Origin of the sequence: Micromonospora sp. DT228, assembly GCF_049841595.1 — a bacterium.
Taxonomy (GTDB): Bacteria; Actinomycetota; Actinomycetes; order Mycobacteriales; family Micromonosporaceae; genus Micromonospora.
This window is the reverse complement of sequence record NZ_JBNCKO010000009.1, coordinates 134476-160984: the sequence shown is the minus strand read 5'-3', so window position 1 is coordinate 160984 and position 26509 is coordinate 134476. Positions and strand designations below refer to the sequence as shown.

Annotated in this window: 29 protein-coding genes and 1 pseudogene; 11 read left to right on the top strand and 19 right to left on the bottom strand. The window is 71.5% G+C overall.

What is annotated here, in order from left to right:
- The first annotated feature begins 241 nt into the window (after positions 1-241).
- A complete protein-coding gene (locus ACLQ29_RS19915) occupies positions 242-1846 on the top strand; it encodes a DivIVA domain-containing protein (protein WP_425772999.1) in 1605 nt (534 codons plus the stop codon).
- Positions 1847-1924: 78 nt separating this feature from the next.
- Here ACLQ29_RS19915 and ACLQ29_RS19910 read toward each other — a convergent pair whose 3' ends face one another.
- Positions 1925-2488: a GNAT family N-acetyltransferase gene (locus ACLQ29_RS19910; protein WP_425772998.1), complete on the bottom strand. Its 564-nt coding sequence runs from the start codon at positions 2486-2488 to the stop codon at positions 1925-1927.
- Between the two features lie 190 nt (positions 2489-2678).
- Positions 2679-2876, bottom strand: coding sequence for a hypothetical protein (locus tag ACLQ29_RS19905; protein WP_425772997.1), 198 nt, complete (start codon positions 2874-2876; stop codon positions 2679-2681).
- Between the two features lie 229 nt (positions 2877-3105).
- Here ACLQ29_RS19905 and ACLQ29_RS19900 point away from each other — a divergent pair, with 229 nt between their 5' ends.
- Positions 3106-4500, top strand: coding sequence for a dihydrolipoyl dehydrogenase family protein (locus ACLQ29_RS19900; RefSeq protein WP_425772996.1), 1395 nt, complete (start codon positions 3106-3108; stop codon positions 4498-4500).
- Positions 4501-4522: 22 nt separating this feature from the next.
- Here the strand turns inward: ACLQ29_RS19900 and ACLQ29_RS19895 are convergent, their stop codons facing one another.
- Positions 4523-4849 (bottom strand): hypothetical protein, encoded by a 327-nt coding sequence (locus tag ACLQ29_RS19895; RefSeq protein ID WP_425772995.1) that lies wholly within the window; start codon positions 4847-4849, stop codon positions 4523-4525.
- Here ACLQ29_RS19895 and ACLQ29_RS19890 point away from each other — a divergent pair.
- A complete protein-coding gene (locus ACLQ29_RS19890; RefSeq protein WP_425773103.1) occupies positions 4776-5009 on the top strand; it encodes a helix-turn-helix domain-containing protein in 234 nt (77 codons plus the stop codon). The two genes, ACLQ29_RS19895 and ACLQ29_RS19890, sit on opposite strands and share 74 nt — an antisense overlap.
- A gap of 25 nt (positions 5010-5034) precedes the next feature.
- Positions 5035-5571 carry a GNAT family N-acetyltransferase gene (locus ACLQ29_RS19885; RefSeq protein WP_425772994.1) on the top strand — a complete coding sequence of 179 codons (537 nt, stop codon included), beginning with the start codon at positions 5035-5037 and terminating at the stop codon, positions 5569-5571.
- 17 nt (positions 5572-5588) lie between these two features.
- Here the strand turns inward: ACLQ29_RS19885 and ACLQ29_RS19880 are convergent, their stop codons facing one another.
- The 3 genes from ACLQ29_RS19880 to ACLQ29_RS19870 are packed head-to-tail and all read right to left on the bottom strand — an operon-like array spanning position 5589 to position 8206.
- Positions 5589-6359, bottom strand: coding sequence for a nucleotidyltransferase domain-containing protein (locus tag ACLQ29_RS19880; RefSeq protein ID WP_425772993.1), 771 nt, complete (start codon positions 6357-6359; stop codon positions 5589-5591).
- Between the two features lie 36 nt (positions 6360-6395).
- A complete protein-coding gene (locus ACLQ29_RS19875) occupies positions 6396-7736 on the bottom strand; it encodes a hypothetical protein (RefSeq protein ID WP_425772992.1) in 1341 nt (446 codons plus the stop codon).
- 5 nt (positions 7737-7741) lie between these two features.
- A complete protein-coding gene (locus ACLQ29_RS19870; RefSeq protein WP_425772991.1) occupies positions 7742-8206 on the bottom strand; it encodes a hypothetical protein in 465 nt (154 codons plus the stop codon).
- Between the two features lie 102 nt (positions 8207-8308).
- Between ACLQ29_RS19870 and ACLQ29_RS19865 the strand changes: the two genes are divergently transcribed.
- Positions 8309-9160 carry a copper resistance CopC family protein gene (locus ACLQ29_RS19865; protein WP_425772990.1) on the top strand — a complete coding sequence of 284 codons (852 nt, stop codon included), beginning with the start codon at positions 8309-8311 and terminating at the stop codon, positions 9158-9160.
- 36 nt (positions 9161-9196) lie between these two features.
- Here the strand turns inward: ACLQ29_RS19865 and ACLQ29_RS19860 are convergent, their stop codons facing one another.
- Positions 9197-9781 carry a hypothetical protein gene (locus tag ACLQ29_RS19860; RefSeq protein ID WP_425773096.1) on the bottom strand — a complete coding sequence of 195 codons (585 nt, stop codon included), beginning with the start codon at positions 9779-9781 and terminating at the stop codon, positions 9197-9199.
- A gap of 383 nt (positions 9782-10164) precedes the next feature.
- On the opposite strand from ACLQ29_RS19860, the gene ACLQ29_RS19855 reads away from it, so the two are divergent.
- The gene (locus ACLQ29_RS19855) at positions 10165-12570 is read left to right on the top strand and encodes a ricin-type beta-trefoil lectin domain protein (RefSeq protein WP_425772989.1); all 2406 of its coding nucleotides are present in this window, start codon (positions 10165-10167) and stop codon (positions 12568-12570) included.
- 74 nt (positions 12571-12644) lie between these two features.
- On the opposite strand, the gene ACLQ29_RS19850 is transcribed toward ACLQ29_RS19855, so the two are convergent.
- Together ACLQ29_RS19850 and ACLQ29_RS19845 are read right to left on the bottom strand one after the other, a co-directional pair.
- Positions 12645-13607, bottom strand: coding sequence for a hypothetical protein (locus tag ACLQ29_RS19850; protein ID WP_425773095.1), 963 nt, complete (start codon positions 13605-13607; stop codon positions 12645-12647).
- A 169-nt stretch (positions 13608-13776) separates the two neighbouring features.
- Positions 13777-14163: a DUF2267 domain-containing protein gene (locus ACLQ29_RS19845; RefSeq protein WP_425759208.1), complete on the bottom strand. Its 387-nt coding sequence runs from the start codon at positions 14161-14163 to the stop codon at positions 13777-13779.
- A 214-nt stretch (positions 14164-14377) separates the two neighbouring features.
- On the opposite strand from ACLQ29_RS19845, the gene ACLQ29_RS19840 reads away from it, so the two are divergent.
- The 4 genes from ACLQ29_RS19840 to ACLQ29_RS19825 all read left to right on the top strand — a co-directional run bounded on the left by ACLQ29_RS19840 (position 14378) and on the right by ACLQ29_RS19825 (position 16778).
- Positions 14378-14710, top strand: coding sequence for a nuclear transport factor 2 family protein (locus ACLQ29_RS19840; RefSeq protein WP_425772988.1), 333 nt, complete (start codon positions 14378-14380; stop codon positions 14708-14710).
- 29 nt (positions 14711-14739) lie between these two features.
- A complete protein-coding gene (locus ACLQ29_RS19835) occupies positions 14740-15576 on the top strand; it encodes an oxidoreductase (RefSeq protein WP_393371266.1) in 837 nt (278 codons plus the stop codon).
- A 299-nt stretch (positions 15577-15875) separates the two neighbouring features.
- Positions 15876-16295 carry an ATP-binding protein gene (locus tag ACLQ29_RS19830; RefSeq protein ID WP_425772987.1) on the top strand — a complete coding sequence of 140 codons (420 nt, stop codon included), beginning with the start codon at positions 15876-15878 and terminating at the stop codon, positions 16293-16295.
- A 105-nt stretch (positions 16296-16400) separates the two neighbouring features.
- Complete coding sequence (locus ACLQ29_RS19825) at positions 16401-16778, top strand: nuclear transport factor 2 family protein (RefSeq protein WP_425772986.1); 378 nt, start codon at positions 16401-16403, stop codon at positions 16776-16778.
- A 6-nt stretch (positions 16779-16784) separates the two neighbouring features.
- On the opposite strand, the gene ACLQ29_RS19820 is transcribed toward ACLQ29_RS19825, so the two are convergent.
- The 10 genes and pseudogenes from ACLQ29_RS19820 to ACLQ29_RS19775 all read right to left on the bottom strand — a co-directional run bounded on the left by ACLQ29_RS19820 (position 16785) and on the right by ACLQ29_RS19775 (position 25777).
- A complete protein-coding gene (locus tag ACLQ29_RS19820; RefSeq protein WP_425772985.1) occupies positions 16785-17306 on the bottom strand; it encodes an SUKH-4 family immunity protein in 522 nt (173 codons plus the stop codon).
- Between the two features lie 107 nt (positions 17307-17413).
- Positions 17414-18075, bottom strand: a pseudogene (locus ACLQ29_RS19815) (nucleotidyltransferase domain-containing protein).
- Positions 18076-18095: 20 nt separating this feature from the next.
- Positions 18096-18794, bottom strand: a complete 699-nt coding sequence (locus ACLQ29_RS19810) for a nucleotidyltransferase domain-containing protein (RefSeq protein WP_425772984.1) — start codon at positions 18792-18794, stop codon at positions 18096-18098.
- Between the two features lie 94 nt (positions 18795-18888).
- Positions 18889-19359, bottom strand: a complete 471-nt coding sequence (locus tag ACLQ29_RS19805; RefSeq protein WP_425772983.1) for a molybdenum cofactor biosysynthesis protein — start codon at positions 19357-19359, stop codon at positions 18889-18891.
- Between the two features lie 63 nt (positions 19360-19422).
- Positions 19423-20115 (bottom strand): urea ABC transporter ATP-binding subunit UrtE, encoded by a 693-nt coding sequence (urtE, locus tag ACLQ29_RS19800; RefSeq protein WP_357813753.1) that lies wholly within the window; start codon positions 20113-20115, stop codon positions 19423-19425.
- Complete coding sequence (urtD, locus tag ACLQ29_RS19795; RefSeq protein WP_425772982.1) at positions 20115-20891, bottom strand: urea ABC transporter ATP-binding protein UrtD; 777 nt, start codon at positions 20889-20891, stop codon at positions 20115-20117. Before urtD ends, urtE begins: the two co-directional genes overlap by 1 nt.
- On the bottom strand, positions 20888-22075 hold the full coding sequence (gene urtC / locus ACLQ29_RS19790) for an urea ABC transporter permease subunit UrtC (RefSeq protein ID WP_425772981.1): 1188 nt from the start codon (positions 22073-22075) through the stop codon (positions 20888-20890). The genes urtD and urtC overlap by 4 nt, the downstream gene beginning before the upstream one ends.
- Positions 22072-22959, bottom strand: coding sequence for an urea ABC transporter permease subunit UrtB (gene urtB, locus ACLQ29_RS19785; protein ID WP_357253273.1), 888 nt, complete (start codon positions 22957-22959; stop codon positions 22072-22074). The genes urtC and urtB overlap by 4 nt, the downstream gene beginning before the upstream one ends.
- A gap of 75 nt (positions 22960-23034) precedes the next feature.
- On the bottom strand, positions 23035-24279 hold the full coding sequence (urtA, locus tag ACLQ29_RS19780; protein WP_425772980.1) for an urea ABC transporter substrate-binding protein: 1245 nt from the start codon (positions 24277-24279) through the stop codon (positions 23035-23037).
- Between the two features lie 415 nt (positions 24280-24694).
- Positions 24695-25777, bottom strand: a complete 1083-nt coding sequence (locus tag ACLQ29_RS19775) for a substrate-binding domain-containing protein (RefSeq protein WP_425772979.1) — start codon at positions 25775-25777, stop codon at positions 24695-24697.
- A gap of 96 nt (positions 25778-25873) precedes the next feature.
- Here ACLQ29_RS19775 and ACLQ29_RS19770 point away from each other — a divergent pair, with 96 nt between their 5' ends.
- Complete coding sequence (locus ACLQ29_RS19770) at positions 25874-26371, top strand: MarR family winged helix-turn-helix transcriptional regulator (protein WP_425772978.1); 498 nt, start codon at positions 25874-25876, stop codon at positions 26369-26371.
- The last annotated feature ends 138 nt before the right edge of the window (positions 26372-26509 follow it).

The following is a 26509-nucleotide window of genomic DNA, read 5'->3' as shown; positions in this document are numbered from 1 at the left end:
GCAGTTGTGGTGCCGGAATGATGGTGGTCCACGACCTATGTCAGCCGCCACAACTCCATGGTCGACGCGGAAGGAGGGCGGGAGGGGCGCGGGAGTGGGGCGAGGGCGGGGCGGCGGGGTGGGACGTGGTGGGGCGGGACTTCGCATGCGGTCGGCTCGGCGGTAGCGTTGCGCCACACTGACGGCCCGCGGGGCAGGCGACCGCCGACCCTCACGCCCCCGATCGTACGGAGGATGGCGCATGTCCATCGGCGCTGAGCCGCACGCAACACGCGACGATGCGGCCTCACGGCCGAGCTTCGAGCTCGCCCTGCGCGGCTATGACAAACGCCAGGTGGACCGGCACCTGGAGCAGCTCGACGGTCAGATCACGATGCTCAGCGGCGAGCACGGCCGCTCCGCGGTCCGGGTCCGGGAGCTGACCGCCGAGGTGCAGCGGTTGCGCACCGAGCTGGCCGAGATGCGGGAGCAACCGGTGCAGGTGGACCGCGCCTCGATCCACGATCTGGGCCCGATGGTCGCCGAGATCATGACCCTCGCCGACAAGCAGGCCGCGATGATCATCGAGTCGGCCACCGACCGGGCCAACGAGCTGCGCAGCGAGTCGGAGCGGATCCTCACCGACACCCGGGAGCGGGCCGCGCAGGCACGGCAGGACCTGTCCGAGGAGTTGGCGACCCGGCGTTCCGAACAGGAGCAGGCGCACGAGGAGCGGCGCACCCTGGCCGAGGCCGAGTTGACCGCGATCCGCGAGCACGCCGAGCAGTTGCGCGCCGACGGGGAGGCCGCCCACGAGCGCGCCCAGCACGAGGCGAAGCGAATCACCGAGCAGAGCGCCCAGCAGCTCAACCAGACCCGGGTCGCCGCCGACGCGCTGATGAAGTCGGCCCGCACCCAGATCCAGCAGGAACTCCAGTCGGCCCGCGCCAAGAACCAGCAGGAGATGGCCCAGTGGCAGGCCAACGTGGAGCGAGAGGTCAACGAGCGGCGTACCGCCGCCGAGCAGGACATCGCCGAGCAGCAGGCCACCGCCGAGCAGGAGCTCGCCGAGCAGCGCGACGCGACCGAGCAGCAGATCGCCGCCCTGCTGGCCGAGGCCCAGCAGCACGTGACCGAGCTGCGTAACCGGGCCGACGAGCAGGCGGCCAGTCACCAGGAGCAACTCACCGCCCTCCAGCAGGAGATCGCGGAGCGCCGGCAGGAGGCCGAGGAGCTGCACACCGAGCTGGACACCGCCCGCCAGCAGCTCGCCGAGATCCAGCAGGAGGGCGAGACGCTGGAGAACGAGCTGTCGCGCATGCAGCAGCGGCTCGGCGAGGTTCGCCGGGACCTCACCGCCGAGAACGCCCGGCTGGAGGAGGCCCGTCGGGCCGGAGACTCCGCCGAGCGGCACGCCAAGGAGGTACGCGCCCGGGTGCAGCGTGAGGCGAAGCGGGTCGCCGACCTCGCCGCCGCCGCGGTCATGGCGGCGGCAGCCGGTGGTCCGGAGACCGCCGAGTACCCGATGGTGGGCAATCGGTCCCACCTCGACCGGCCGAGCGTCGACCGGCCCTACGTCGAGCGGGCCGGCGCCGGGCGGGCCGAGGGCGAGCAACCCGGCGACGACCAGTCCGTTACTGATCAGTCAAGGGCCGACCAATCCGGCGCCGACCCGACCGACGGCGAGCGCTCCGACGGGCCGACCACAGTGGATGAGCCGGTAACCGCGTCCGCCGAACGGACGGCCGGCCCCGGCGCGCACATCCAGGAGCCCGAGCGCATCTTCACCCGACCGGACGCCCCGACGCCCGTGCCGTTCCTCGCCTTCGGGCAGCCGATCAGCGAGAACGGCGCCGCCCGGCATTGACCCCGACCACTGTCGTCCCGGGCCCGGGGCGCACTCGCACGGGCCCGGACGGTCCGGTCGTCGTGGTCGGCGTCGTGGCTACTGCCGCTCCCACTGCTCCTTGGTGATCTCGTACCGTACGCCTCCATGCTCGGAGCCCTCGATCATCTCCATGTCGGAGGGAGTAGGGATGGCGTCCACGAGCGTCATTTCGAGCTTCTTCATGATGTTGCGCGATCCGTGGTTCACGGACATCGTCTCAGCCCAGACCATGCGCACACCGAGCTCCGTGAACGCCTTGCCCAGCAAGGCACGCGAGCCCTCGGTGGCATAACCGTTGCCCCAAGCCGCCTGCCGCAGACGGTAGCCGAGTTCGACTTCGTCCAGCGGGCCCTCCGGCTCGGGACGCAGGATGAACCAGCCGATGAACGCGCCGCCGTCCTTCTCGTGCGCGGCGAATAGTCCGAGGTCGCCGTCCCACTTCTCGTACCCGGCGAGGATGTTCGGGAGGTAGCGCTCACGGACGAGTTCCGGCGCGGTCGGGTTGCCGCCGGTCAGGTAGCGCATCACCGCCGGGTCGCTGTCGAGCTCGATCAGCAGGTCCGCGTCATCGGCTGTGAAACGGCGCAGGGCCAGGCGCTCGGTCTCCAGGTAGGTGTCCACGGGTCGATCATGTCTGAAGCAAGTCGGGGTAGCCCAACGGTTTTGCTCGGCAACTCGGGGGCGTTGCCATGACGTCCGCCGTCCCCGTCGTGCTGACTGCCTCCGAGCGCTACCGGCTGAAGAAGATGGCCTACGGCCACAAGACCCCGCATCAGGCCCGGCAGCAGGCAACTCTCGTGCTGCAGACAGCTCAGGAAGAAGGTCGGGGCGACCGGGCGAGATAGCTCTCCAACTCGGCTACCTCAACGTCACTGAGGACCGGAGTGAAGTCGAGACACTCACCCGGATAGATGGCGGTGCCGAAGCCGGCCACGGTGACGAACCAGGCGCCCTCGTGGCTGTACCAGTGCGCCTGCCCCGCCACCCCGTGGTTCGGGTCCTTCGACAAGCACCGCGTAGGAGCGGTCCGGCTCGTGGCGGACCCGTGCCCGGAACCGAAGCGGGACATCAGCCATCCAACGATGATCCCTCACCCACCACCGTCCCTCGGCACCGGTCGTCCTGGGGCGATTCTGCGCGGAACGGGGCCGCCGACCTCCTCGGAACTGGCAGGCTGGGCTGGCCGCCGCGCACCAGCGGTGGCCGCCGGCCCGCCCGGCGACCGAGAGGAGCGCCCGGTGACCGACCAACCGGAGGAGTTCGACCTGCTCGTCGTGGGCGGTGGCAAGGCCGGGAAGACGTTGAGCATGGACGTCGCCCGCTCCGGGCAACGGGTCGCCATGGTCGAACGCGGCATGATCGGCGGCAGTTGCATAAACGTCGCGTGCATCCCGACGAAGGCCCTGGTGACCAGCGCGCGGGCGGCACGTCACCTGCGGGACGCGTCCGCGCTCGGCCTGGCGGTCGAGGGCGGCCGGGTCGACGTGGACCTGTTGCGGGCGCACAAGCAGGACGTCGTCGAGGGGATGGTGGCGGCCAACCGGCAGCAGTTCCTCGACTCTGGTCTGCACCTGGTGATCGGCGAGGCCCGTTTCGTCGGCCCCCGGACCGTACGGGTGTCCCTCGCCGACGGCGGTGAGCGGCTGCTGCGCGGCGACGACATGGTGATCAACACGGGTACGCGTCCGCATCTGCCCTCGGTACCCGGGATGGCCGAGGCCGGGGTGCTGACGAGCGACGAGCTGCTGCGCCTGGATCGGCTGCCGGCCCGGCTGGTGGTGCTCGGCGGCGGCACCGTCGGGGTGGAGTTCGCGCAGATGTTCGCGTCGTTCGGCAGCGCGGTGACGCTCGTCGAGGGCGGCCCGCGGCTGCTCCCCCGGGAGGATCCCGACATGAGTGACGCGGTGCTGCGCGTCTTCCTCGACGACGGCATCGACGTGCGCGTCGGTGTCGCGGTCGCCCGCGTCGACCGGGACGTCAGCGGCACGCTCCGGGTGACGCTCGACGACGGCAGCCTGGTGACCGGGGATGACGTGCTGGTGGCGGCCGGCCGAGAACCCGTCACCGACGGGCTCGGCCTGGACGCGGCCGGCGTACGCCTCAACGAGCGGGGCTTCGTGCGTGTCGACGAGTACCTGCGCACCAGCGCCGAGCGGACCTGGGCGGCCGGCGACGTCGCCGGCAGCCCGCAGTTCACCCACGTCTCGCTGGACGACTACCGGATCATCCGCGCCAACCTCGCGGGCGGGGAACGCAGCACCGCCGACCGGTTGATCCCGTACACCGTCTTCACCACCCCGGAGCTGGCCCGGGTCGGGCTCACCGAGACCGAGGCGCGCCGCGCCGGGTACGACATCCAGGTCGCCCACCTGCCGGTCGCCGCGATCCCCCGGGCACGCACCCTGCGCCAGACCGAGGGCATGTGGAAGGCGGTCATCGACACCAGCACCGACCGGATCCTCGGCGCTGCGCTGCTCGGGGCCGAGTCCGGTGAGGTGATCACCTCGGTGCAGTTGGCCATGCTCGCCGGAATGCCGTGGACCGCCCTGCGCGACGCGATCATCACCCACCCGACCATGACCGAGGGCCTCAACCTGCTCTTCGCCTCGCTCAAGTCCCGCCCGGTCCGCTGAGGGCCGCGCCTGTCGTCGAGGCTCACACAGCTTGCCTATCCGGTGGCTTGCCCTTTCGAACCCAGCCCACGAAACGGTCGAACAACTCGCGCGGGCTGGGTCCGTTCGACGGGTCCAGATGGTGGATGTCCTGGGCGGCCTCGCAGAACATGCTGGCCAGATAGATGGTCAACCCCGACGGGTTGCCGTCGAACTCGGCCGTGAGCCGCAGCCGTGCCTCGCGGCAGGGCCAGTGTTGTCCGTCTGCCCGGCAAGACCACAGAGGGCGCAGCGGAGTGTGCGGTGTTTCGTCGTCCGCCGCCGGACCATCGGGCTGCCGACCGGACGGGGGTACGAGTCGAGCGCTCAACACCCTCAGGCAGCACCGCAAGGCTGCCGGTTGGTCGCTACGGAAGTTCGCCGAGCTGACGGCGTACGACTTCGGCTACCTCGGGCAGATCGAACTCGGCGACCGACCCACAAATGCCCTGGTGGTGGCCGCCTACGACCGCGTACGGCGAGCTGATTGAGCGGGTACGCGGCTAGCATCCGGGCATGGCCCTGACCTACACGACAAGCCACGGCCACGACGCGGCACGCTTCTTCGGACCGCTTGTCGACCTGTACGCGAGTGTCTACGCCGAGCCGCCGTACGAGGAGGGCCCCGACCAGGTGTCCCGTTTCCGCGACAGGCTGCCCGGCGAGGCCGTCCGGCCCGGTTTCACCCTCGTCACCGTCGCCGAGGGCTCCTCCCTGGTCGGCGCGACCTACGGATGGACCATGTCGGCCGGGAAGTGGTGGTCGCGAGCCGACGCCGAACCGCCCGCGCGGATCCGGTCGGCGTCGAAGCTGGCGGTCATGGAGTGGATCGTCCACCCACTGCGCCGTGGCGAGGGCATCGGCGCGGAGCTGATGCGGCGGTTGCTCGTCGACCGGCCGGAGCGGTACGCCGCCCTCGCCTCCGACCCCCGCTCCCGGGCACGGGAGATCTACGCGCGCAACGGGTGGCGGCAGGTCGGTACGTCGGTCCTGCCGTGGGGGCCGCCCATGGATCTGCTGGTCCCCGATCTCGGCCCGGAGCCGATCCGCTGACCGCTGCCGGCCCGTGCCTACGTGGCGGCGATCTCGTCGCGTACCCGTTGTTGGAAGGCGCGGGCCTGCGCGCCTGTGGGTGGCGGCCCGCCGTGCCGGGCGGTGATCGCCTGGCGGATCACCTCGGCCGGGTCGTCGGCGTCGATCAGCCGCTGGCCGGCCGCGACCTTGGCCAGCCAGACGCCGTCGCGGTGGCGCACCAGCGACCGGCACGCGCCGAGCACCGCGTCCTCCGTGCCGGGTGCGGGCTTGTCGTCCGGCGGTGTCGGCAGGGCCAGCCACCAGGACAGCGCGTCGACGAGCAGGCGGCGCAGGTCCGCGGGGGCGAGGTCGGCGAAGACCTCCTTCGCCGGCGGGCCGAGCAGCGGCAGTCCGCTCTGGTGCAGGATGCTGCGGTCCAGCCCGTACCAGAAGCGGCCGTCGGCGGCCGGCCGGTCGGCGGGGTCGAGGGTGCACCGGAACGGCATGGCGGGGCCGGAGTTCAGCTCGACCTCGAAGCCCGGCTCGGGGGTTCCGGAGGCGGCCACCGCACGCCGGTAGGCGACCAGTTCCAGCCCGCGCGCCGGGCAGGGCAGTGCCTCGTGCCGCAGCCGGGCCACAAGCGTCCGTTTGGCGGCGTCGGTGAGCGGCCCGGCGCTGACCAGCGCCACGTCCACGTCGCTGCGGCCGGCCTGGTACGCGCCGAGCCCCACCGAGCCGGCCGCGTACGTGCCGACCAGGTCGGCTCCGAGCACGTCGCGGGCGGCGGTGACCAGGTCGTCGAGGTAGTGCCGAAGAGCGGAGTCCACGGGCCATCATGGCGCACGGGGCGGCGCCGGGCCTGGCTACCCCGCGTAGAGCATCAGCAGACCCGCGATGGTGTACGCGACCATCAGCGCCAGCAGCGGGAGTTGCCCGGCCACCGCCCGAGCCCGGGGGAACAGATACAGGGCCCGGTCGTGGGCGAGCAGTGTGCCGACCAGGTGTCCCAGGATGATGACGGTGATCTGGAGGGTGGCCACCCCGGAGGGCGTGACCAGCCCGGTGTGCGGCTCCCAGCCGGCGGTGCCGAGCCAGTTGGCGCCGGTGCCCAGCGGATCGGAGAGCAGCGCGACGGTGCGTTGGCCTTCCAGGATCAGCAGCGAGTAGTAGTGCGCCACCACGTAGCCCACCGCGATCGGCACGATCGAGTGGGCGATCTCGCCGGGCACCGCTCGGGCGTCGGCCGGGTCGGCCCGGCCGATGCGGGCCGCGGCCGCGGTGGCGAGCAGGTACGCCACCGCGACGGCGGCGCTGACCAGGACCAGTCCACCGGTGCCGGTGACCGCCGGGTGCAGGCCGTTCTCCTGGCTGAAGCGCAGCCAGCCCGGCGCGTTGGAGAGGCTGTCGTACATTGTCGAGCCGAGCAGCACGACCACCACGGCGACAAGTCCGGGCCGGGGCCGCAGCCCGGCGATCCCGTCGAGCGGGTTGCGCCAGACCAGCACGCCGTCCGCGGCACGGCCGATCGGGGCGAGCTGACCGACCAGGGCGCCGTACGCCTCGAACGGGTCGGCGCGGTCGAACCAGCCGGCCCCGAACAGCGCCGCCCCGACCAGCATGACCGCCGCGTACGTGGCGAGCCAGGCGGTGATGACCGGCAGGGTGGCCCGGTCGGGTGCGGCGAGCTCCAGCCAGACGAACCCGAACAGCGTGGCGGCGGCCGGCCACAGGCCCACACCCGGCGGCAGCTCACGAACCCCACGCTCCGGGTCGCGGCGCAGCGCCCGCGCGGCGAGGAGGTGCACGGTACGCAGCGGGTTGAGCGCCCGCCAGACCGGGCCGAGCAGCAGTGACAGGGGCGTCAGCCCCACCCAGAGCAGCACGTAGAGCGCGCCGGCCGTCGGGTTGTCCGGGGTGTCCGGCCCGCCCAGCAGACCCAGGCAGAACCAGGCGGCGGCGAGCAGGCCGAGCCCGCGCAGCGTCCACCGGAACGTGGGCGCGTCGATGAGTCGGGCGAGCCAGCGGGGCAGCGGGCGTCCACCTGTCGCGTCCCGGTCGAGTCGGGGTTCGCGCCAGAGCAGGCCCAGCGCGAGGAACGTGACGACGAGGGTCAGAGCGGCGGCGACGACAAGCTGCGGCAGTGTGATCGGCAGGTCCTGGCGGCCACCGACGCCGTGCGCCAGCACCGTTGCGGGGGTTGCCATCTCGCTCAGCGGACGACGAGTTGGAACAGCACCAGCTCGGTCTCGTGCGTCTCCACCTCGAACAGACCGGTCTTGTCGGCCCGGAACTCCACCGAGCCGGGCGTGCCGGCCGGCAGTCGAGCGCCCAGGTCGTAGCCGTGCACGTGCAGCTCGTCCGACACGTCCGAGGTGACCGTGATCCGGACCAGCTGTCCCTTGGCCACGGTGACCCGTCCGGTGGGCGGACTGATCCGCCGCTTCGCGATCGTCACGACGATCTCGCGGTCCGCCGCCGGTGGGCTGGGGGTGGGGCTGGCCGTCGGGCTCGGCGCGGTGGTGGCGGCGCTCGGCGGGGCGGCGGACGTGGCTGGCGCGGAGGGGGTGGTCACGGAGGGGTCGTCGTCGTGCCCACAACCAGCGGCGAGCAGGGCGGTGAGGACGCTTGCGGCGAGGGCGACAGCGGTGCGGGTGGCGGGGGTACGGAGGAACACGGGTGGACTCCGAACGACGCGAGGGGACGGGTGTCGAGGTGATCGTCGGGGAGGAGAACTCTACGTCTTGTTCGGCGGCGGGGAAATGACCATGATGAACGGATGCGATCGAGGTTTGTCACTGCGCGTAACGCCCTGAGCCGTACGACGGCGGCGTTGGCCGCGGTGCTTGCGGTGTCGCTGTTGCTGCCCGCCGCTCCGGCGTCCGCGCACGGGCAGTTGGCGACCTCCACCCCGTTGACCGGCACCGTCGTGCGCGAGCCCCTGACCCGGTTGGCCCTGTACTTCACCGAGAAGCCGGCCGCCAACGCGCACTTCGCCGTCAGCGGGCCGAACGGCTCGCGCGTGGACAACGGCTGGTCCTTCGGTGAGCCCAAGCGACTGGACAAGCCGGTCACCGAATACTTCATGGTCAACGGTGTGTTCGAGCCCCGGCTCTACCACGAGGGTTTCCCGGCCATGGTGACCGTCGCGCACTGGCCGGCGAAGGGCCGCTACACCGCGAGCTACCTGTCCGTCGCCTCGGACGGTGAGGCGGTGCGGGGCACCGTCACCTTCGACTACCAGGGCCCGAGTACGCCGGCGCCGGCCGGTTGGGTGGCGCCCACGGCGGGGCCGGACGCGGCACTGCTCGCCCAGGCCGAGGGCAAGGGGTCGGCGAGCCCCGGGGCGACCGGCGGCCCGACGGATGCCACCCCGGCGAGCGATCCGGCCGGCGCCGCCGACGAGCAACGGGACGGCGGGTTCCCGTCCTGGCTGGTCCCGGCGCTGATCGTCGTCGTGGTCTCCGCGATCGTGCTGGTGGCGGCCCGCCGTCGACCCGCCACACGCGGTGCCACCACGCCGAGACGTCGGCCCGCCGGCACGGGCGGCACCCCGACCCGCAAGCCCGCCACCCCGACCCGCGGGCCCAGCAATCGGTCCGGCGGCCCGGCCCGACGCGGACGGCGGTAGGCCAGCCGGCCAGTGGCGGGTGGTCTGGGGCGCGGGTCAGGCCGGCTGTGGACCGGCGGCGGGGTCGTGTCCGGATTGAGTCTTCTGCCAGTGCTCGGGACGGCCGCCTGCCCCGCCCAGCCACGTCGACAGCGGCCTCTGATCCCGTCCCACGGATCTGCGCATGGCATTGACCAGGGCCAGTTGCGCCTCGGCCGGCGCCACCATCGCCTGCTCGAACTGATCCTGCGACAGGGGCGCGGTCGTCGTGTCCACCCCCGCGGTGACGTCCAGGAGTCGCCGCACCGCCTGGCCGAACGTGTCGATCTCGGCGATGACCGTGCTCGGCGCGACGAGGCTGGCTGACATCAGTGCCGAGCTCCAGGCTCCCCAGTCATAGTCCCAGCCCGTGCGATCCAGGTGGGCGCGCCGCAGGATCATCGAGAACGTGGCGTACTCACGCAGCAGGTCCTGGTAGGCCATGAGCTGCCGGTCCCGTAGCCAGTGTCGGTCCTGCGCACGGCGGGTGAGCACCCCGCCGACGAAGACCCCGACGGTCGCCGAGAGCCCGCCGCCCAGCGTCGTGACAGCGATATCCAGCAACGCCATGAAACCTCCCCGATCACCGCCGGGCACGAGCATCAACGATCGCGAGCCTCGTCGTCAATGCGGCGCGAGCGGCGTTCCCCGACGTTGCGAGAGCGGCGGACCGCCTCGCCGAAGGCCGATGGCCTGCCTTGCCGAAGGCCGGTGGCCCGCCCGCCGACGCCGCCCCTGACGCCCGGCGTATCCGACATTCATCGCGTAACAGCGCGAACTTTCGCACGGACATGAGGAACTTTTGATGTATCGACGCGAAGCCATGGACAGCTCCATCGAAGCGCCTTAATGTCTCGACCCATCAACCCGGTGTTTCCGCAATGTCACTCGTCGGCGTCGAGGACGTTACGGAGCCGGGCCCGACGGCCATCCTCACCGCTGCCTCGCACCGGCCGTCGGACACTCCACTGCCTCCTGGAGGAACGATGGGCCTACGCCCGCAACGCCGACTCCCCCATCCTGTCCTGGGTGCGCTCGCACTCGTCCTCACCACCGGCCTCTGGGCCGCTCCGGCCAGCGCCGCCCCCGCGCAGGAACCGGGTGTCACGCTGCGCGTCTTCGACGTGCAGGTGCCGCTCTCCGAACTCTGCACCCTCAAGCCGGCGCAGACCCCCAACGTGGACAAACTCATGTCCACGATCAACTGGACCTCGGCGTCCGACTTCGGCTTCGAGGACAACTTCGTCTCGCAGGTGCTCGGCAACATCACCACCACCCAGGCCGGCAGCTACACGTTCCGGCTCAGCAGCGACGACGGATCCAAGCTGGCCATCGACAACACCGTCGTGATCAACCATGACGGCCTGCACGGCGCGACCCCGCCGAAGGAGGGCACCGTCAGCCTCACCGCCGGCCTGCACCCGCTGCGCATCGACCACTTCGAGCGTGGGGGCGGGCAGCAGATCACCCTGGAATGGAAGACACCCGGCTCGTCGTCCTTCGTGGTCGTACCCAACTCGGCCCTGAGCACCGACGCCGGCGTGGTCCGGGTGACCGCGCCGGGCCGCAAGGAGTGCGAGGGCATCGCCGACACCCCCGGCGACGGCCTGCCGCTGACCGGTGTGCACCCCGGCTACACGCTCACCAACCTGCGGCCCAGCGGCTTCCAGCCGAAGGTCACCGGGATGGACTGGCTGGCCGACGGCCGGCTGGTCATCTCGACCTGGGGCGGCAGCGACCAGTCCGGCGCCTCCCAGGACGGTGAGGTCTGGATCCTCGGCAACACCGGCGGCGCGACCACTTCGGGCGCTGTGACCACCAAGAGGATCGCCAGCGGACTGAAGGAGCCGCAGGGTCTCAAGGTCGTCGACGGGGTGGTCTACGTCTCGGAGAAGCAGCGGCTGACCCGGCTGGTCAACACCGGCGGCGACGAGGTGGCCGAGCGCCTGGACACCGTCGCCACCTGGCCGTACGGCGGCAACTTCCACGAGTTCGCGTTCGGGCTGCTCTATCAGGACGGGTTCTTCTACCTGAACCTGTCGGTGTCGATCAACTCCGGCGGTGCCACCACGAACCCGCAGCCCGCCGTCAACCGGGGCACCACCCTCAAGGTCAACAAGGACACCGGCGCGGTCAGCTACGTCGCCGGCGGCCTGCGTACGCCGCACGGCATCGGGTGGGGCCCGGAGGGCGGCATCTTCGTCACCGACAACCAGGGCGGCTGGCTGCCCTCGTCGAAGCTGCTGCACGTCAAGCAGGGACGATTCTTCAACCACTACACGAACCCGGCCGGCCCCTTCGACACCGCCCAGGTGACCTCTCCGGTGCTCTGGATGCCGCAGAACGAGATCGCCAACTCGCCCAGCACGCCGTTCTACCTGACCAGCGGCCGCTACGCCGGCCAGTTCGTCATCGGCGACGTGACCTACGGCGGCCTTCAGCGGGCCAATGTGGAGAAGGTCAACGGCGAGTACCAGGGCGCGTTGTTCCGGCTCACCCAGGGCCTGGAGGCGGGCGTCTCGGAGGTCAACGTCGGACCGGACGGCGCGATCTACGTCGGCGGGCTCGGCGCGGGCGGCAACTGGGGTCAGACCGGCAAGCTGTCGTACGGCCTGCAGAAGCTCACCCCGACCAGCACCACCACGTTCGAGATGCTCGCCATGCGGGCCACCACGACCGGTTTCGAGGTGGAGTACACCCAGCCCGTCTCGACGGAGACCGCCGCCGAGCTGGCCGCACGTTACAAGATCAAGCAGTGGCGGTACGTGGCGACGTCGAACTACGGCGGGCCGAAGATCGACGAGGAGACGCTCACCGTCACCTCGGCCACCCTCTCCTCGGAGGGAAAGAAGGTGAGCCTCACGGTGCCCGGTCGCAAGGCCGGCCGGGTGGTGCACCTGCGCTCGCCGCGCCCGTTCACCTCCACCAGCGGCCAGTCACTGTGGAGCACCGAGGCGTGGTACACGCTCAACTCCATCCCGGGTAGTCCTCCGCCGCCGACCGGCGGCACCATCACCGGCGCCGGCGGCAAGTGCCTGGACGTCGACAACTCCGGCCTGGCCGACGGCACCAAGATCCAGCTCTACACCTGCAACGGCACCGCGGCGCAGTCCTGGATACGTGTCGACGACACGTACCGCGTGCTCGGCAAGTGCCTGGACGTGGACAACGCCGGCACCGCGAACGGAACGAAGGTCCAGCTCTGGACCTGCAACGGCACCGGTGCGCAGGTCTGGCAGCCGCAGTCCGACGGGTCGATCCGCAATCCGCAGTCGGGCAAGATCCTGGAGGCCGCCGGCGGCAGCACCGCCAACGGCACCCAGATCCAGCTCGGCACGTACTCGGGCGGCGCACATCAGAAGTGGGTCGTCGGTAGCGGGGTAACCGGCTGACCTCGGCGAGGGCGTGGCCCGACCGGCGGGTCGGGTCACGCCCCTGACGCCCCCGCCCGGGACCGGACCGACGCTCAGCGGAACAGCACCGGCCGGTTCACCCGGGCGCCGACCAACTGGCCCCGGACGTTGATGTCCTCGATCACGTCGGTCTCCAGCACGCCCCGCGTGGTCAGGTCGGTCATCACCCCGTCGCGCCAGAGGAACGGGTGCCACTGCACGGTGGTGGTGCTCTGGCCCACCACGTCGCCCCGGTCGTTGACCGCGATGGCCCGGCTCCAGTAGCCGCCGAGCGTACCCAGGTCGGTGAGTGTGCCGTTCTGCCAGCGGAAGGCCCGCCCGTTGGCCGCGCCCACCACCTGGCCCCGGTTGTTGATCCCGATCGCCTCGCTGCCGATCTGGGTGAGCACACCCCGGTGCAACAAGCCGCCGACGCAGGTGCACGGATAGTCCCGCGGCGGCACGTTCCACCCGCCCACCACGTCACCGGCGTTGTTGACGTCGGCGGTGTACTCGTAGAAGTACTGCAGACCCAGGTCGGTGACGGAGCCGTTGCGCCACAGGACCCGGTGCGACATCTCGCCTGCGGGATCGCTGGTGCCGAGCACCTGTCCCCGGTCGTTGACGCCGATCGCCACGCTGTTCTCCCCGCCCAGGGTGCCCAGGTCGACGAGGTGACCGTTGCGCCAGAGCACGGCGCGGGTCAGGTAGTCGGCGCCGAACGAGGTGATCGCCACGTCGCCGAACTCGTTGACGTCCACGGCCTCGGAATCCGTGTCACCCGGCAGGACGCCCAGGTCGGTGATGACGCCGTGTCGCCAGAGCACGGCGTGCCGGGCGCCGCTGGCGACGGTGCTCCAGCCGACGATGTCGCCGCGGTCGTTCATCGCGGTCGCGGCGCCGTCGCCTCCGCTCAGGGTGCCGAGGTCGACGACCCGGTAGGTGCGCGGGGAGGCGGCGGCGGGAGCGGGGGCGACGGTGGTCAGGGCGACGACTGCCGTCGTCGCGATGGTCAACAGGGAACGCGGGGACACCACGGACGTCAAGGAAACGCTCCTCGGATCGGAGCAGCGCATGACCGGCGCGATGACCGGGCAACACCACTGCGCGTTCGATTGGTCACGCACAGTAGAGCTGGCGTCGCGCCCGGCACGCCAGGGACCGAACGGTCATCGATACCTGGGCGTCCGGCGGTACCCGCGTCGGTCAGGGGCCGTGCGGCAGTGGCTGCGCCAACGCCCGCAGCTCCGACGGGAGTTGGGCCAGGGCATCCTCGAACTCCCGGTGCCCGACCACCCGGTGCATCGTCTGCAGGACGGCGCGGGTACCCCGCTCGGCGGCGGGCCTGTCGATCCCGGCGCGGTCGGCCACCCGGCGCAGGAACTCGTCGGAGCCGAACGCCTCCGGCGGCTCCGCGGCCTTGACCAGCAGCGGGCTCAACTCCTCGGCCAGGTGCGGGGCCAACGCGCCCGCCTCACCGCCGCTGAGGCGCTCGGTGAGGGTCCGCAGAACAGCCTCGGTCAGCGCGTACGCCTGCTCCGGCGGAATGCCCGCCCGCGCCGCGACCTTGTCGACGAACCTCAGCTCGGCCATGCCCCCGCCCTTCGCTCCGGAAAGGCGTGCCTACCCGGGCACACCGGTAGCAAACCCACCCACCGGGCCGGACGGCCACCACGGGGCGCGCTCCGGTCGCGCGCCCGGTCGTTCTGTTCGTTGCTCCGCGCGGCGCCGTCCGCTTCTCGTACGGTGAGGTCGGACCGGGAACCCGACGGCTGCCCGACGGCGGCCCGTGTCGCAGGAGGAGCAGATGGCGGTGGACCTGCCCGACGTGATCGACAGGTACTTCCGGGCCGTCAACGACCGGGACCTCGATGCCTTCGTCGCCTGCTTCGCGGACACCGCGAGCGTCGCCGACGAGGACCGGCTCTACGACGGTCGAGCCTCGATCCGCGCCTGGCGGCAGAAGACGATGGATGCCTACTCGTACACGGCCGAGCCGGTGGGTGTCACCCCGCAGGCCGGCGACTCGTACCTGATCCGCACCCGGGTGTCCGGCGACTTCCCCGGCAGCCCGATCGAACTGCGCTACCGGTTCACCCTGCGCGACGACCTGGTCGGCGCGCTGGACATCCGCCCCTAGCAACCGCCCACCCGCCCGGAGGAGACCACGTGCCGCGAGTCTGGCTCATCACCGGTTGTTCCCGGGGTCTCGGTCGGGCGCTCGCCGAGGCCGTACTGGCCGACGGCGACCACCTGGTCGCCACCGCCCGCAACCCGGCCCAGCTCGACGCCCTGAGCGACAGGTACGGCGAGCGGGTCCGGACGGTGGCCCTCGACGTCACCGACCCGGCCGCCGCCCACACCGTCGCCCGCACCACCGTGGACACGTTCGGCAGCCTCGACATCCTGGTCAACAACGCCGGGTACGCCGACGTCGCCGCGATCGAGGACATGCCGGAGGACAACCTCCGGGCCCAGATCGAGGCCAACTTCTACGGGGTGGTCAATCTCTCCCGCGCGGCCCTGCCTGCGATGCGCGCCCAGGGGCGCGGGCACATCCTCCAGATCTCCAGCGTCGGCAGCCGGGTCGCCAGTACCGGGCTGGGCGCGTACCAGTCGGCCAAGTGGGCGGTCAGCGGCTTCTCCGGGGTGCTCGCCAAGGAGGTCGAAGGTTTCGGGATCCGGGTCACAAGCGTCGAGCCGGGCGCGTTGCGGACCGACTGGGCCGGCTCGTCGATGAGCATGCTGCCGATCAGCGACCCGTACCGGCCGGTCATCGATCCGGCCGTGCAGCGGCTGCGCCAGGCCAGCGGCAACCAGCCGGGCGACCCGGCCCGCGCCGCCCAGGCGATCATCCAGATCACCCGGGTCGACGACCCGCCCCTGCGGCTGCTGCTCGGCGCCGATGCGGTGGCGGGCGCCTCGGCCGCCGCCGAGGCCCTGGCCGCATCCGACGCGCGCTGGCGCGAGCTGAGCGAGTCCATCGCCTTCGACCCGGCCCCCTGACCGACCCGGCACCTGACCGACGTGGCTCCCCCGGCCGACCGACCCGGCCTCCCGACCGACCCGGCACCAGCCGACGCGGCCATCGGGCGGCGGTGTGGCCGGCATGACCGCGCGTCGCCGGATCGGCCGCCGAACGGGTGGCACAGCCAGCGGGCCAACAGGTGACATGATGTGCCGACAACCAGCTGTCGCTAGGAGAAGGGTTGCTGCTGCCCGATGGCGCACTTCGCGGCTCGCACGTTCCCCACACCCGGGCCTGTCGTGGTGACGCTCGCCGACAACGCGCGGATGGCGGGCTGATGCCGGCCGAGCGACCGGAGGCCGTGGCCGACCAGAGCATCCCCGCCCATCTCGCGGACACCATGTCGTACCAGGTCGCGACCGACGTACGAGCGCTGCGCGCGTTCGTCAGCGTCGGGGCGCTGACCCGGGGCCTGCCACCCGATCGGGTGGAGCTGCTGACCCTCGCGGTCAGCGAGCTGGCCACCAACACGTTGCAGCACACCACCGGCGGCGGCCGGGTCCGGCTCTGGGCCGAGTCGGGTCAGCTGTTCTGCGACGTCGTCGACCGGGGGCCGACCCGGGCGTTGGGCCGGCGCATGCCGGCCGCCGACGCGATGCGGGGTCGGGGGCTGGCGATCGTGGAGCAGATCTGCGACGAGGTCGCCGTGCTCACCAGCCCCGGCGAGACAGTCGTACGGATTCGCCTGAGCCTGTGACCGCCACTGGCGATCCACCCGCCGCGTGCTCCCGCCGGCTGCCACAATGCGGACAGCCCGGGCCGACGGTCACACCGGGCCGACACCGATCGGGAGGACGCCACCATGCCGGACAGCGCACGCGAGGCAGAGCTGCTCGATGCCGAGCGGACCCTGCAGGCCGCCCAGCGGGCCGGCGACGTGACCGCCCTCGACCAACTACTCGTCGACCAGCTCATCGCCATCGGCCCGGACGGTCGGGCGTACACCAAGCAGGATGACCTGACCGCCCACCGGGACCGCCGTTCGGTGGTGGAGGAGTTGGTCGAGGAGGAGTTGGACCTGCTCGTCGTCGGCAAGACCGGGGTGACGTTCTTCCTGGGCCGGGTGGCCGGGGTGTACGAGGGGGCGGCGTTCGCGACGCGCCTGCGCTACACCCGGACCTGGGTCCACGACGACCCGCACGGCTGGCGGGTCCTCGCCGCACACATCAGCCCGGTCTGACCCGGCTCAGGTGTCGTCGTCGGTGTCGAGCAGGCCCTGCTCGTCGAGGAACGCGAACCACCTGTCGTCGCCGGGGGTCAGCTCGGCGTAACCCGGGCCGAGCAGGTAGTAGTCCACGAAGGAGCCGAGGTCGGGAGCGAGTTCCTCGAACGCGTCGGCCATGAACCACTCGGTGCCGTTGGGTGGGAAGTACCAGATGGCGCCCGTGCCGCGGTCCATGAAGATCGGCTCGTCGCTGCGGGTGCCGATCACCAGCCAGCCCGCCCGGTCCTCGGGGATCGACGAGAAGTCCGGCGCGTAGTCGAGGTGGTACTGGATCCCCGTGAGGGTCGCCGTGGACGCCAGCTCGACCCGACCGGCGCGCAGCCCGTCGGCGACCAGCAGCAGGTCCCGCAGGTCGTCCGGCACACCCACCGGGACGGCGTCGATGGCGGCGCCCTCGCCGAACTCGGCGAACGCCACGCTCGCCGGCTGGTCGGCCAGGTCCACCCGCAGCTCCTCGATGAGCTGCCGCAGCTCGGGGATCAATCCACCACCTCTGTTCGCCTCAGGTCCGTCCGGTCGGCCCGGATCTGCCCTCAGCTCCGCGAACCGGTGCGCGTGTTGGTTCTACCACGCATCGGCGTACGGCGACGTCACCTCGCCGGATCGGCCAGCCTGGCCGCCACCACGAGGTCGTTGAGCGCAGCCGCCCCGGCGGGCTGCACGGGCAGCCGGGTGTCGTGGTGCGCCTGGTCGAGCCGTGCCGTCAGCTCGGCGAGGTCACGATCCAGGACGGCGCCGGCGACAAGGTCGCCCAGTCCGCCGTGCTCGGCGGTCCGCTTCGCCGCGATCAGGTCGGCCAGGTACGCCGGCGCCGTCTCGGCGTCGAGCAGGCTCGGCAGGTGCGCCACCACCCGACCGGTACGCATCAGGTGGACGCCGGTGAGCAGCGCCCGGAAGGCGTACAGCAGTGGTTTGAGCTCACCGGTCGTGCCGAACAATCGTCGCTGGGTGGCGGCGAAGCCACGGTAGTGGTGGGCGTGGTGCCGGGTCAGTACCAGCGGCGCCAGCTCGACCAACGCCGCGTGCACAGTGGTGGTCCGCACCACGGCGGGGACAGCAGCTGTTCGAGCACGTAGCCGTTGCGACCCAGCATCAGCCGCACGAACTTGCGCAGGTCGTGCGTGACCAGGTCCAGGTCGACGTCCGAGTCGGTGGACGGGAAGCCGTACAGGTGGGCGCCGGAGATGGTGGCGAACACCAGCGGGTACGGCTGCTCGTCGACGATCGCCGTCAGGTCGATGCCGGCCGGCAGACCCGCGGACCCCCAGGTGCTCACGCGGGGCACCGCACGGAGCGGTCCCGGACCGAGATCAACCACTGCTCCACCCTCACCTCGTCCGGCAGCTCGGGCAGCGGGCTGGTGGCCAGGTCCGCCGTCATCCGGCGCACCAGCCGGTCCCGCCAGGCCACGATCTCGTCCCAGGGCACCGCACCGGCCTTGACCGCCAGCAGACGGTCCCGATCGGTGCCCACGTCTAACACCAGGCGGCCGGTGCGGACCAGGTCACCCCCGGCGGTCAGCAGGCGGATCAGGTGCATCACGTGCCGCCACACCGGCGTGCCGGAGCGGGCGACCCCGCGCTCGGCCTTGCCGAACTGAGCGGTGGCGTACCGCAGGTAGGTGTCGGCCACCCGGCGGGACAGGAAGGCCGGCGTGAGCGCCCGCAGCTCCGCGCCCAGCGGGGTGCACGTCTCGACGAGCGGAGAGTGCAGCACCTCCAGGACCGTGGGGTTGGCCGCCAGCCCCAGCGCGCAGACCCGCTCCACCTCCCACCGCATCTGCTCCGGGAGCGGCCCCTCGTGGTGCGAGGCGGGCTTCCGCAGCCCCCAGAACGCCGAGGCGGGCAGCGCGTACACCCCGCGCCGATCGGTGTCCGAAGCCGCACCGGCCAGGCCGAACGCCCGGGACCCCACCACCACCTGGAGGATCGTCCCGTCCTCGACCTGTTGATCCGTCACCGATTGCCGCATTGCCGCTTCCCCCGGGCGCTGGTCGGCCGCCCCGACCGGGCGGTGTCCGGTGCACACCATGCCGGTCCGGGGGCGCTGACGTCGAATCGTTTCCTCAGCTCACCACGGCGTCGATCGGCCCGACGCGCAGGGTCCCGTCGGTGAGTGGCGTGCAGCGGACGCCACCGGTGGTGCGTAACGCCTTCCAGGCCCCCGGGCCGATGGTGACGTCCATCCAGGCACACGGCCGGGCCGCCCGGTTGACCCGCAGGCTGACCGGGCCGTCGCCGGAGTCCAGGACCAGCACCCTGCCGATCAGCTCGTCCACCGCGATCCCGGTGGTGAGGATGTTGCGCCGCACCTCGGCCAGGCCGATGCCGACCGGCAGTGACTCCTGGGCGATGACCGTGACGCTGGCGTCGCGGTGCGCCTGCTGGCCGAAGTAGCGGTCGCCGACGATGCCGAGGTGGGCCCGGATCCGGACGGCGTCGACAAGCTCACCGGGTGGGGCCGGCGCCGGGCCGTCGGCGGGCCGGCCCAGGAAGCGGTGCACGGGCGAGGCCAGCAACTCGATGATCTCCGGCATGGCACGGATTCTACGAAGCCGAGGGCACTCTCCGGGCCAGGTCGGCGGAGCGCGCCGCGAGGCTCAGACCGCCAGGGCCGCCCGGACCTCCCGTTCCGCCGTGACACCCCCGTCGCCGTGCGAGGTGACTCGGCCGGACTCCAGCACGTGATAGCGGTTCGCCACCCGCAACGCGAAGCCCAGGTGCTGCTCGACGAGCAGCACGCTGAACCCGGACTGCCGGGTCAACTCGACGATCCGTTCCTGGATCTCGGCGACCACCGACGGCTGGATGCCCTCGGTCGGCTCGTCGAGCATCAGCAACCTCGGCCGGGTGATCAACGCCCGGGCGATGGCCAGTTGCTGGCGCTGACCGCCGGAGAGCAACCCGGCGCGCCGCCGCAGCAACGGGCGCAACGCCGGAAAGAGGTCCAACACCTCGGCGGTGGCCACCGCACCGTCGCGCCGACCGTCGGCGACGAGCCGCAGATTCTCCGCGGCGGTCAGGTGCGGAAAGCTCTGCTGGCCCTGCGGGACGTACGCCATGCCCCGCGCCACCCGCTCGTGCGGCCCGAGACGGGTGACGTCCTCGCCGTCCAACTCGACGGTGCCGGCACTCGGGCGCAGCAGCCCGGCCGCGACCCGCAGCAGGGTGCTCTTGCCGGCGCCGTTGTGCCCGAGCACGGCGGCCACCCCGTCGGGCGGGACGGCGAGGTCCACCCCGTGCAGCACCCGCGAGCGCCCGTACCCGGCGTGCACCCCACGCAGCGTCAGCATCATGCCTCCCGAACGGTGGAGCCTGCCCCGGCCTCGACCGGGTGGCCAAGGTAGACCTCCTGGACGCGCGGGTCCGCCTGGACCTGCGCCACGGTGCCCTCGCTGAGCACCCGACCGGCGTGCAACACGGTGACGGTGCGCGCGAACCGGCGCAGGAAGTCCATGTCGTGCTCGATCACCACCACCGTGCGGTCCCGGCTCACCGTCTCCAGCAGGGCGCCGGTGGCGTCGCGTTCCTCGTGGCTCATCCCGGCGACCGGCTCGTCGAGCAACAGCAGCCGGACGTCCTGCACCAGCAGCATGCCGATCTCCAGCCACTGCTTCTGGCCGTGCGCGAGCGTCCCGGCGAGGTGCCCGGCGCGCCCGGTCAGCCCGATGGTCTCCAGGGCCGCGGCCACCTCGTCGGGAATGACGCGCCGACGACGGGCCAGGGTCGCCCAGCCGCGACGGGCGCCCGCCGCGATGTCGAGGTTCTGCAACACCGACAGCTCCTCGAAGACCGTCGAGGTCTGGAACGTGCGCCCGATGCCCAACCGGCTGATCCGGTGCACCGGGCGGCCCAGCAGCTCGTGCTCACCGAACCGGACCGAACCGGTGGCCCGGACCAGGCCGGTGATCGCGTCGACAAGTGTGGTCTTGCCGGCGCCGTTCGGCCCGATCAGGAACCGGATGTCACCGGCGGGCACCTCCAACGAGACACCGTCGACGGCGGTGAACCCGTCGAAGCTGACCCGCACGTCACGGACGGACAACCCGTCCAGCCGCTCCTCGCTCATGCCGCCGGCACCTCCGCCCGCTCGGCGCGTCGCCGAGTCGTTGGTAACCACCCACGCCGACGCGCTGCCACGCCGTCCTCCCGGCGGCGGGCCAGCGCCCACAGCGACGCCAGGCCGCCGGGAAGGAACGCCACCACCACCACGAAGAGCAGACCCTGCAGGTACGTCCAGGTGCCGGGAAAACGCTCCGACAGGGCGGTACGCGCCCAGGCCACCGCCACCGCGCCGAGCACCGGGCCGAGCAGGGTGGCCCGGCCGCCCACCGCGACCCCGATGACGAACTCGATCGACGGGACGATGCCGATCAACGCGGGCGAGATGATGCCCACCGCCGGCACGAACAGCGCCCCGGCCAGCCCCGCCATGCCCGCCGCCACGACGTACGCGACGAGCTTGACCGACGCCGGGTCGTAGCCGAGGAAACGGACCCGCTCCTCGCCGTCACGGACCGCCACCAGCAGCTCCCCGTAGCGACTCTGGATGAGTTGGCGGGTCAGCGCGAGCAACGCCAGCAGCGTGGCGGCGATGATGAAGTAGACCATCCGCTGGTTGACCGGGTCGTCCAGGTCGTAGCCGAAGAAGCCCTTGATGTCGGTCAGCCCGTTGGTGCCTCCGGTGGTGCCCTGCTGCCCGATCAGCAGGATCACCATGGCCGCCGCGAGCGCCTGGCTGAGGATGGCGAAGTACGCGCCCCGGACGCGGCGACGGAACACCAGCGAGCCGAGCCCGAAGGCGACAGCCATCGGCAGCAGCACCGTCGCGGGCAGCGCGAACCACGGGCTGGCGAACGGCCGCCACCACAGTGGCAGTTCGTCGAGCTGCCCGTACAGCTGCATGAAGTCGGGCATCCCACCGGGACCCGCGTCGGCGAGCTTGAGGTGCATGGCCATCGCGTAGCCGCCGAGGCCGAAGAAGACGCCCTGGCCGAGGGTCAGCATCCCGCCCCGGCCCCAGGCGATCCCGATGCCGACCGCCACCATGGCGACGCAGAGATACTTGGCGAGCAGCGCCAGCCGGAAGTCCGACAGCGCCAGCGGCGCCACGGCGAACAGCAGTGCCGCGCCGAACGCGAAGCCGGCGGCGGTCCGGAGCCGGGTACGACCGCCGGTCCGAGCCGGAGGTGCGGGGCTGGTGGGCGCCGGTCCGGTGGTGGCGCCGGGGGGCGCGGGGGTGACGGCGGTCATGCGAGGCTCCTGGTCCGCAGGGTGAACAGGCCCTGTGGCCGCCACTGGAGGAACGCGACGATCGCCACGAACACGATCACCTTGGCGACGCTGAGGGTGGTCAGGTACTCCCCGGTGGCCTGGAGCACACCGAGGGCGAAGGCGACGATCACGCTGCCCTTGAGCTGGCCGATCCCGCCGACCACGACGACCAGGAAGGCGTCGATGATCAGGTTGGTGCCCATGGTCGGGCCGATCGGGCCGAGCAGGGTCAGCGCCACCCCGGCCAACCCGGCCAGGCCGGAGCCGACGAAGAAGGTGGTCCGGTCGACCCGGGCGGTCGGGATGCCGGACACCGCGGCGAGGTCGCGGTTCTGCACCACCGCGCGAATCCGGCGCCCCAGCGGGGTGAGCCGCAGCGCCAGGGTGAGCGCCGCGACGGCGGCCAACGCGAGGGCCAGGATGAACAGCCGGTTGTTGGCGATGGTCAGCCCGCCCGGCAGCGCCACGTTGCCGGTCAGTAGTTCCGGGGCGCGGGTCTGCACGTTCGGGCTGCCGAACACGTCGCGGGCCAGCTGTTGCAGCATCAGCGACACCCCCCAGGTGACCAGCAGGGTGTCCAACGGTCGGGCGTAGAGCCGGCGGATGAGCAGCATCTCCAGCAGGACGCCCATCGTGCCGGCGACCACGAACGCCACCGGCAGCGCGACCACGAGCGACAGGCCGGCCCCGGTGATGCTCTGTTGCAGGACGTATGTGGTGTACGCGCCGGCCATGATGAACTCACCGTGCGCCATGTTGATCACGTTCATCTGGCCGAAGGTCAGCGCGAGGCCGAGAGCGATGAGCAGCAGCACCGCGCCGATGCTGATGCCGGTGAAGAGTTGACCGAAGAGGACTGTCACGGTGGGTACTCCGTACTGCTGGTCGGGGGGCCCGGGCAGGCCGCGCGGCAACGCGCCCCGCCCGGGCCGGCATCGTCAGCTCAGGCCACTCGCCCAGGGGTAGGTCTTGAGGTACGGGTCCGGCTGCACCGGCTTGCCGGAGTTCCACACCTCGCTGATCAGGCCGTCCGCGCCGATCTTGCCGATTCGGGCGGTCTTGGCGATGTGCTGGGTCGGGCCGTCGACAGTGACCATGCCCTCCGGCGCGTCGAGAGTGATCCCCCCGGAGGCGGCGCGGACCTTCTCCACGTCGAAGGCGCCGGCCTTCTCGACCATCGCCTTCCACAGGTGCACCGCCACGTACGCGGCCTCCATCGGGTCGCTCGTCGGCTTGTCGGCCCCGAACTTGGCCTTGTACGCGGCCACGAACTTCGAGTTCGCCGCCCCGGGCGTGGTCTGGTAGTAGTTCCAGGCGGTCAGCTGGCCCTCCAGGTACTGGGTGCCGATTCCCTTGACCTCCTCCTCGGCGATCGACACCGACACCACGGGCATCGCCGCGGCGGTCAGCCCGGCCGACTTGTACTCCTTGAAGAAGGCCACATTGCTGTCACCGTTGAGGGTGTTGAACACGGCGTCGGCCCCGGCCGACTTGACCTTGTTGACGATCGTGCCGAACTCGGTGGACCCGAGCGGCGCGTAGTCCTCGCCGGACACGGTCATCCCGTTGGCGGCCGCGTACGCCTTGATGATTTTGTTGGCGGTGCGGGGAAAGACGTAGTCGCTGCCGACCAGATAGACCGACTTCGCGCCCTGCGCCTTGAGATAGTCGAGCCCGGGAACGATCTGCTGGTTTGTCGTCGCGCCGGTGTAGAAGATGTAGGGCGACTGTTCCAGACCCTCGTACTGCACGGGATAGAACAGCAGCGCCTTGTTCTTCTCGAACACCGGCTTGACCGCCTTGCGGCTGGCCGACGTCCAGCAGCCGAAGACGGCCGCGACCCGGTCCTCGGAGATGAGCTTCTCCGCCTTCTCGGCGAAGGTGGGCCAGTCCGAGGCGCCGTCCTCGCCGACGGGCTGGATCTTCTTACCGAGGACGCCGCCGGCCGCGTTGATCTCCTCGACGGCGAGCATGATGGAGTCGCGGACGGTGACCTCGCTGATCGCCATGGTGCCGGAGAGCGAGTTGAGCAGGCCGACCTTGACGGTGTCGCCGGAGACGTCGGCGGCGACGCCTGCCGCGCTGCCCTTGTCGGTGGTCTTGCTGCCGCACGCGGTCAACGCTGCCGCGGCGACCAGGGTCATGGCACCCGCCAGGATGCGGCGGCCCCGGAATAATGACATCAATTCTCCCCTGCGGTGCACTCACGTGGCGAATGGACGGTCGGTGCGGTCCGGTGGATCTCAGGTGGGCGATGCCGGGGTCGACGGGTGGACGTCACCGGGGCACCGCAGCGGATGCGGGCAGGGAAAGCGTCGACCGGCATCATTGCGATCGTGTTTCCCGGCCCTTAATTGAGTGTTTCCCGCCAACCGCGCGGCACGGTCGCCAAAAAGACGGCCGACACCGTCGGGGAAAGACGGTGTCGGCCGCTGGAATGCTCGAAAAAAATGCCATCACAATGGTCGGCGAATGATGTCGCCGATCGTGGACACACATTGGTGGCAGCCGCCCGTAGAGGGCAGATCCTTCACGCAGGAAGTATCTTAGGGCCGCGTCGGGTACGGCTGTCAAGGGTTGCGTCGACCCGGTCGCCGGTCAGAGCTGGGCAAGCACCGTGAAGTCGAGCCCGTCGGCCTCGGCGAGGTAGATGCGCTGACGCACGTGCCGCCGCCGCAACCGCAACCGCCCGCGCGGACCGTGGTACGCGACGGTGTCGGCGGCCGTCTCGATGGCTCGCACGTCGAGGGTGCGGGCCTGGCCGATCAGCGCGGCCAGCAGCATCACACCCTCGTAACAGGACTCCCCCAGGCTGCCCAGTGGCGGCGCCTCGATCCCGAACCGACGGGCGAACTCGCCGTGGAAGTCGAGGTTCTCCTGGGTCACCAGCCCGGCGAAGAAGCCCGCGGTGCTGTACAGCCGGCGGGTCGCGCCGGCGCCGCTGGCCAGCAGCATGTTCTCGTCCATCAGGGTGCTCAGCCGCAGACAGCGCTGGTCCAGCCCGGAGCGGGCGAACGCCCGGTTGAATCGCACCGCGTCCGCGCCCACGAGCAGCATCAGCACCGCGTCGGCGTCGCTGTGCTCGATGCGGCGCAGCACCTCGTCGAACTGGTGCGCGTCCAACGGCAGGAAGTGCTGGCCCACCACCTGTCCACCGCTGCGTAGCGCGTACGACTGGGCGGCTCGCGCGGTCCGCCGCGGCCACACGTAGTCGTTGCCGACCACGAACCAGCGCCGCGCCCCCTGCTCTCCGGCGAGCAGCCGCATCGCGGGCCACAGTTGGGCGTCCGGCGTCTCGCTGGTCAGGAAGACCCCTTCGGTACGCTCACCGCCCTCGTAGAGTGCGGTGTAGACGTACGGCACCCGGTGCGCGACGCGGGGTGCCAGCGCCTGGCGCACCGAGGAGATGTGCCACCCCGTCACACCCTGCACGGCCCCCACCGACACCAACGCCTCGACCTCGGCAGCAACCTCGGCCGGCGGTGCGCCACCGTCGACGAACACCAGCCGCACTTCCCGACCCAGCACCCCGCCAGACCTGTTGATCTCCTCGACCGCGAGTTGCGCACACAGCTCGCAGGTGGGGCCGAACATGCCGGCCGGCCCGCGCATCGGATAGACCAGGGCGATGCTGACCACGGCACGGTCGACGGTCAGCCACGGCGGTGCCGGCGCGGACATGTGCACATGATTGCCCGGTCCACGACGGAAGACCAGAGCTCACCACGGACCGGGACGACTCGGTAGCATGACAGGGCCACCGGACCAGGGAGTTTCATGTCAGACGTGCCCGGGGCGCCAGCGGACCTGCTGCGCTCGCTCACCCGCGCCGAGCGGCTGCTCTCCCGCCGACTGGGCGCCGTCCTGGCCGACGACGCGCTGACCATCGAGGCATGGCGGGTGCTGTGCCTGCTCGCCGACGGCCAGGGCCACCCGATGACCGAGGTTGCCGCCGAGGCGTCACTGCCTCCCGGCACCCTCACCAAGCTTGTCGACCAGCTTGTCGACCGTAACCTCGTCTTCCGCCGGATCGATCCGATCGACCGCCGGCGGATCCGCGCCTACCTCACGGCCCGCGGCCGACGCGAGCACGACCGCCTCGACCAGCGGGTCCGCGCCAGCCTCGCCGAGCTGGGCATCACCCAGGCCGGCGACCCGGGTGGGGCGCCGGCCGGCGACCTGGTCGGCGCGCTCGACGACCTGATCAGCCGTCTCGACCCGGCCCGCCACCGCGACCACGCCAACGCCGGCCCGGCCGGCAGCCCGCACCGCTGACCCTCCCCGTCCAGCTCTCGGCAGTTGGCACCGCCCAGCAGTTGGCACCGCCCGGCCGCCGGCACCGCCCGGCCGCCGGCACCGCCCGGCCGCCGGCACCGCCCGGCCGCCGGCACCGCCCGGCCGCCGGCACCGCCG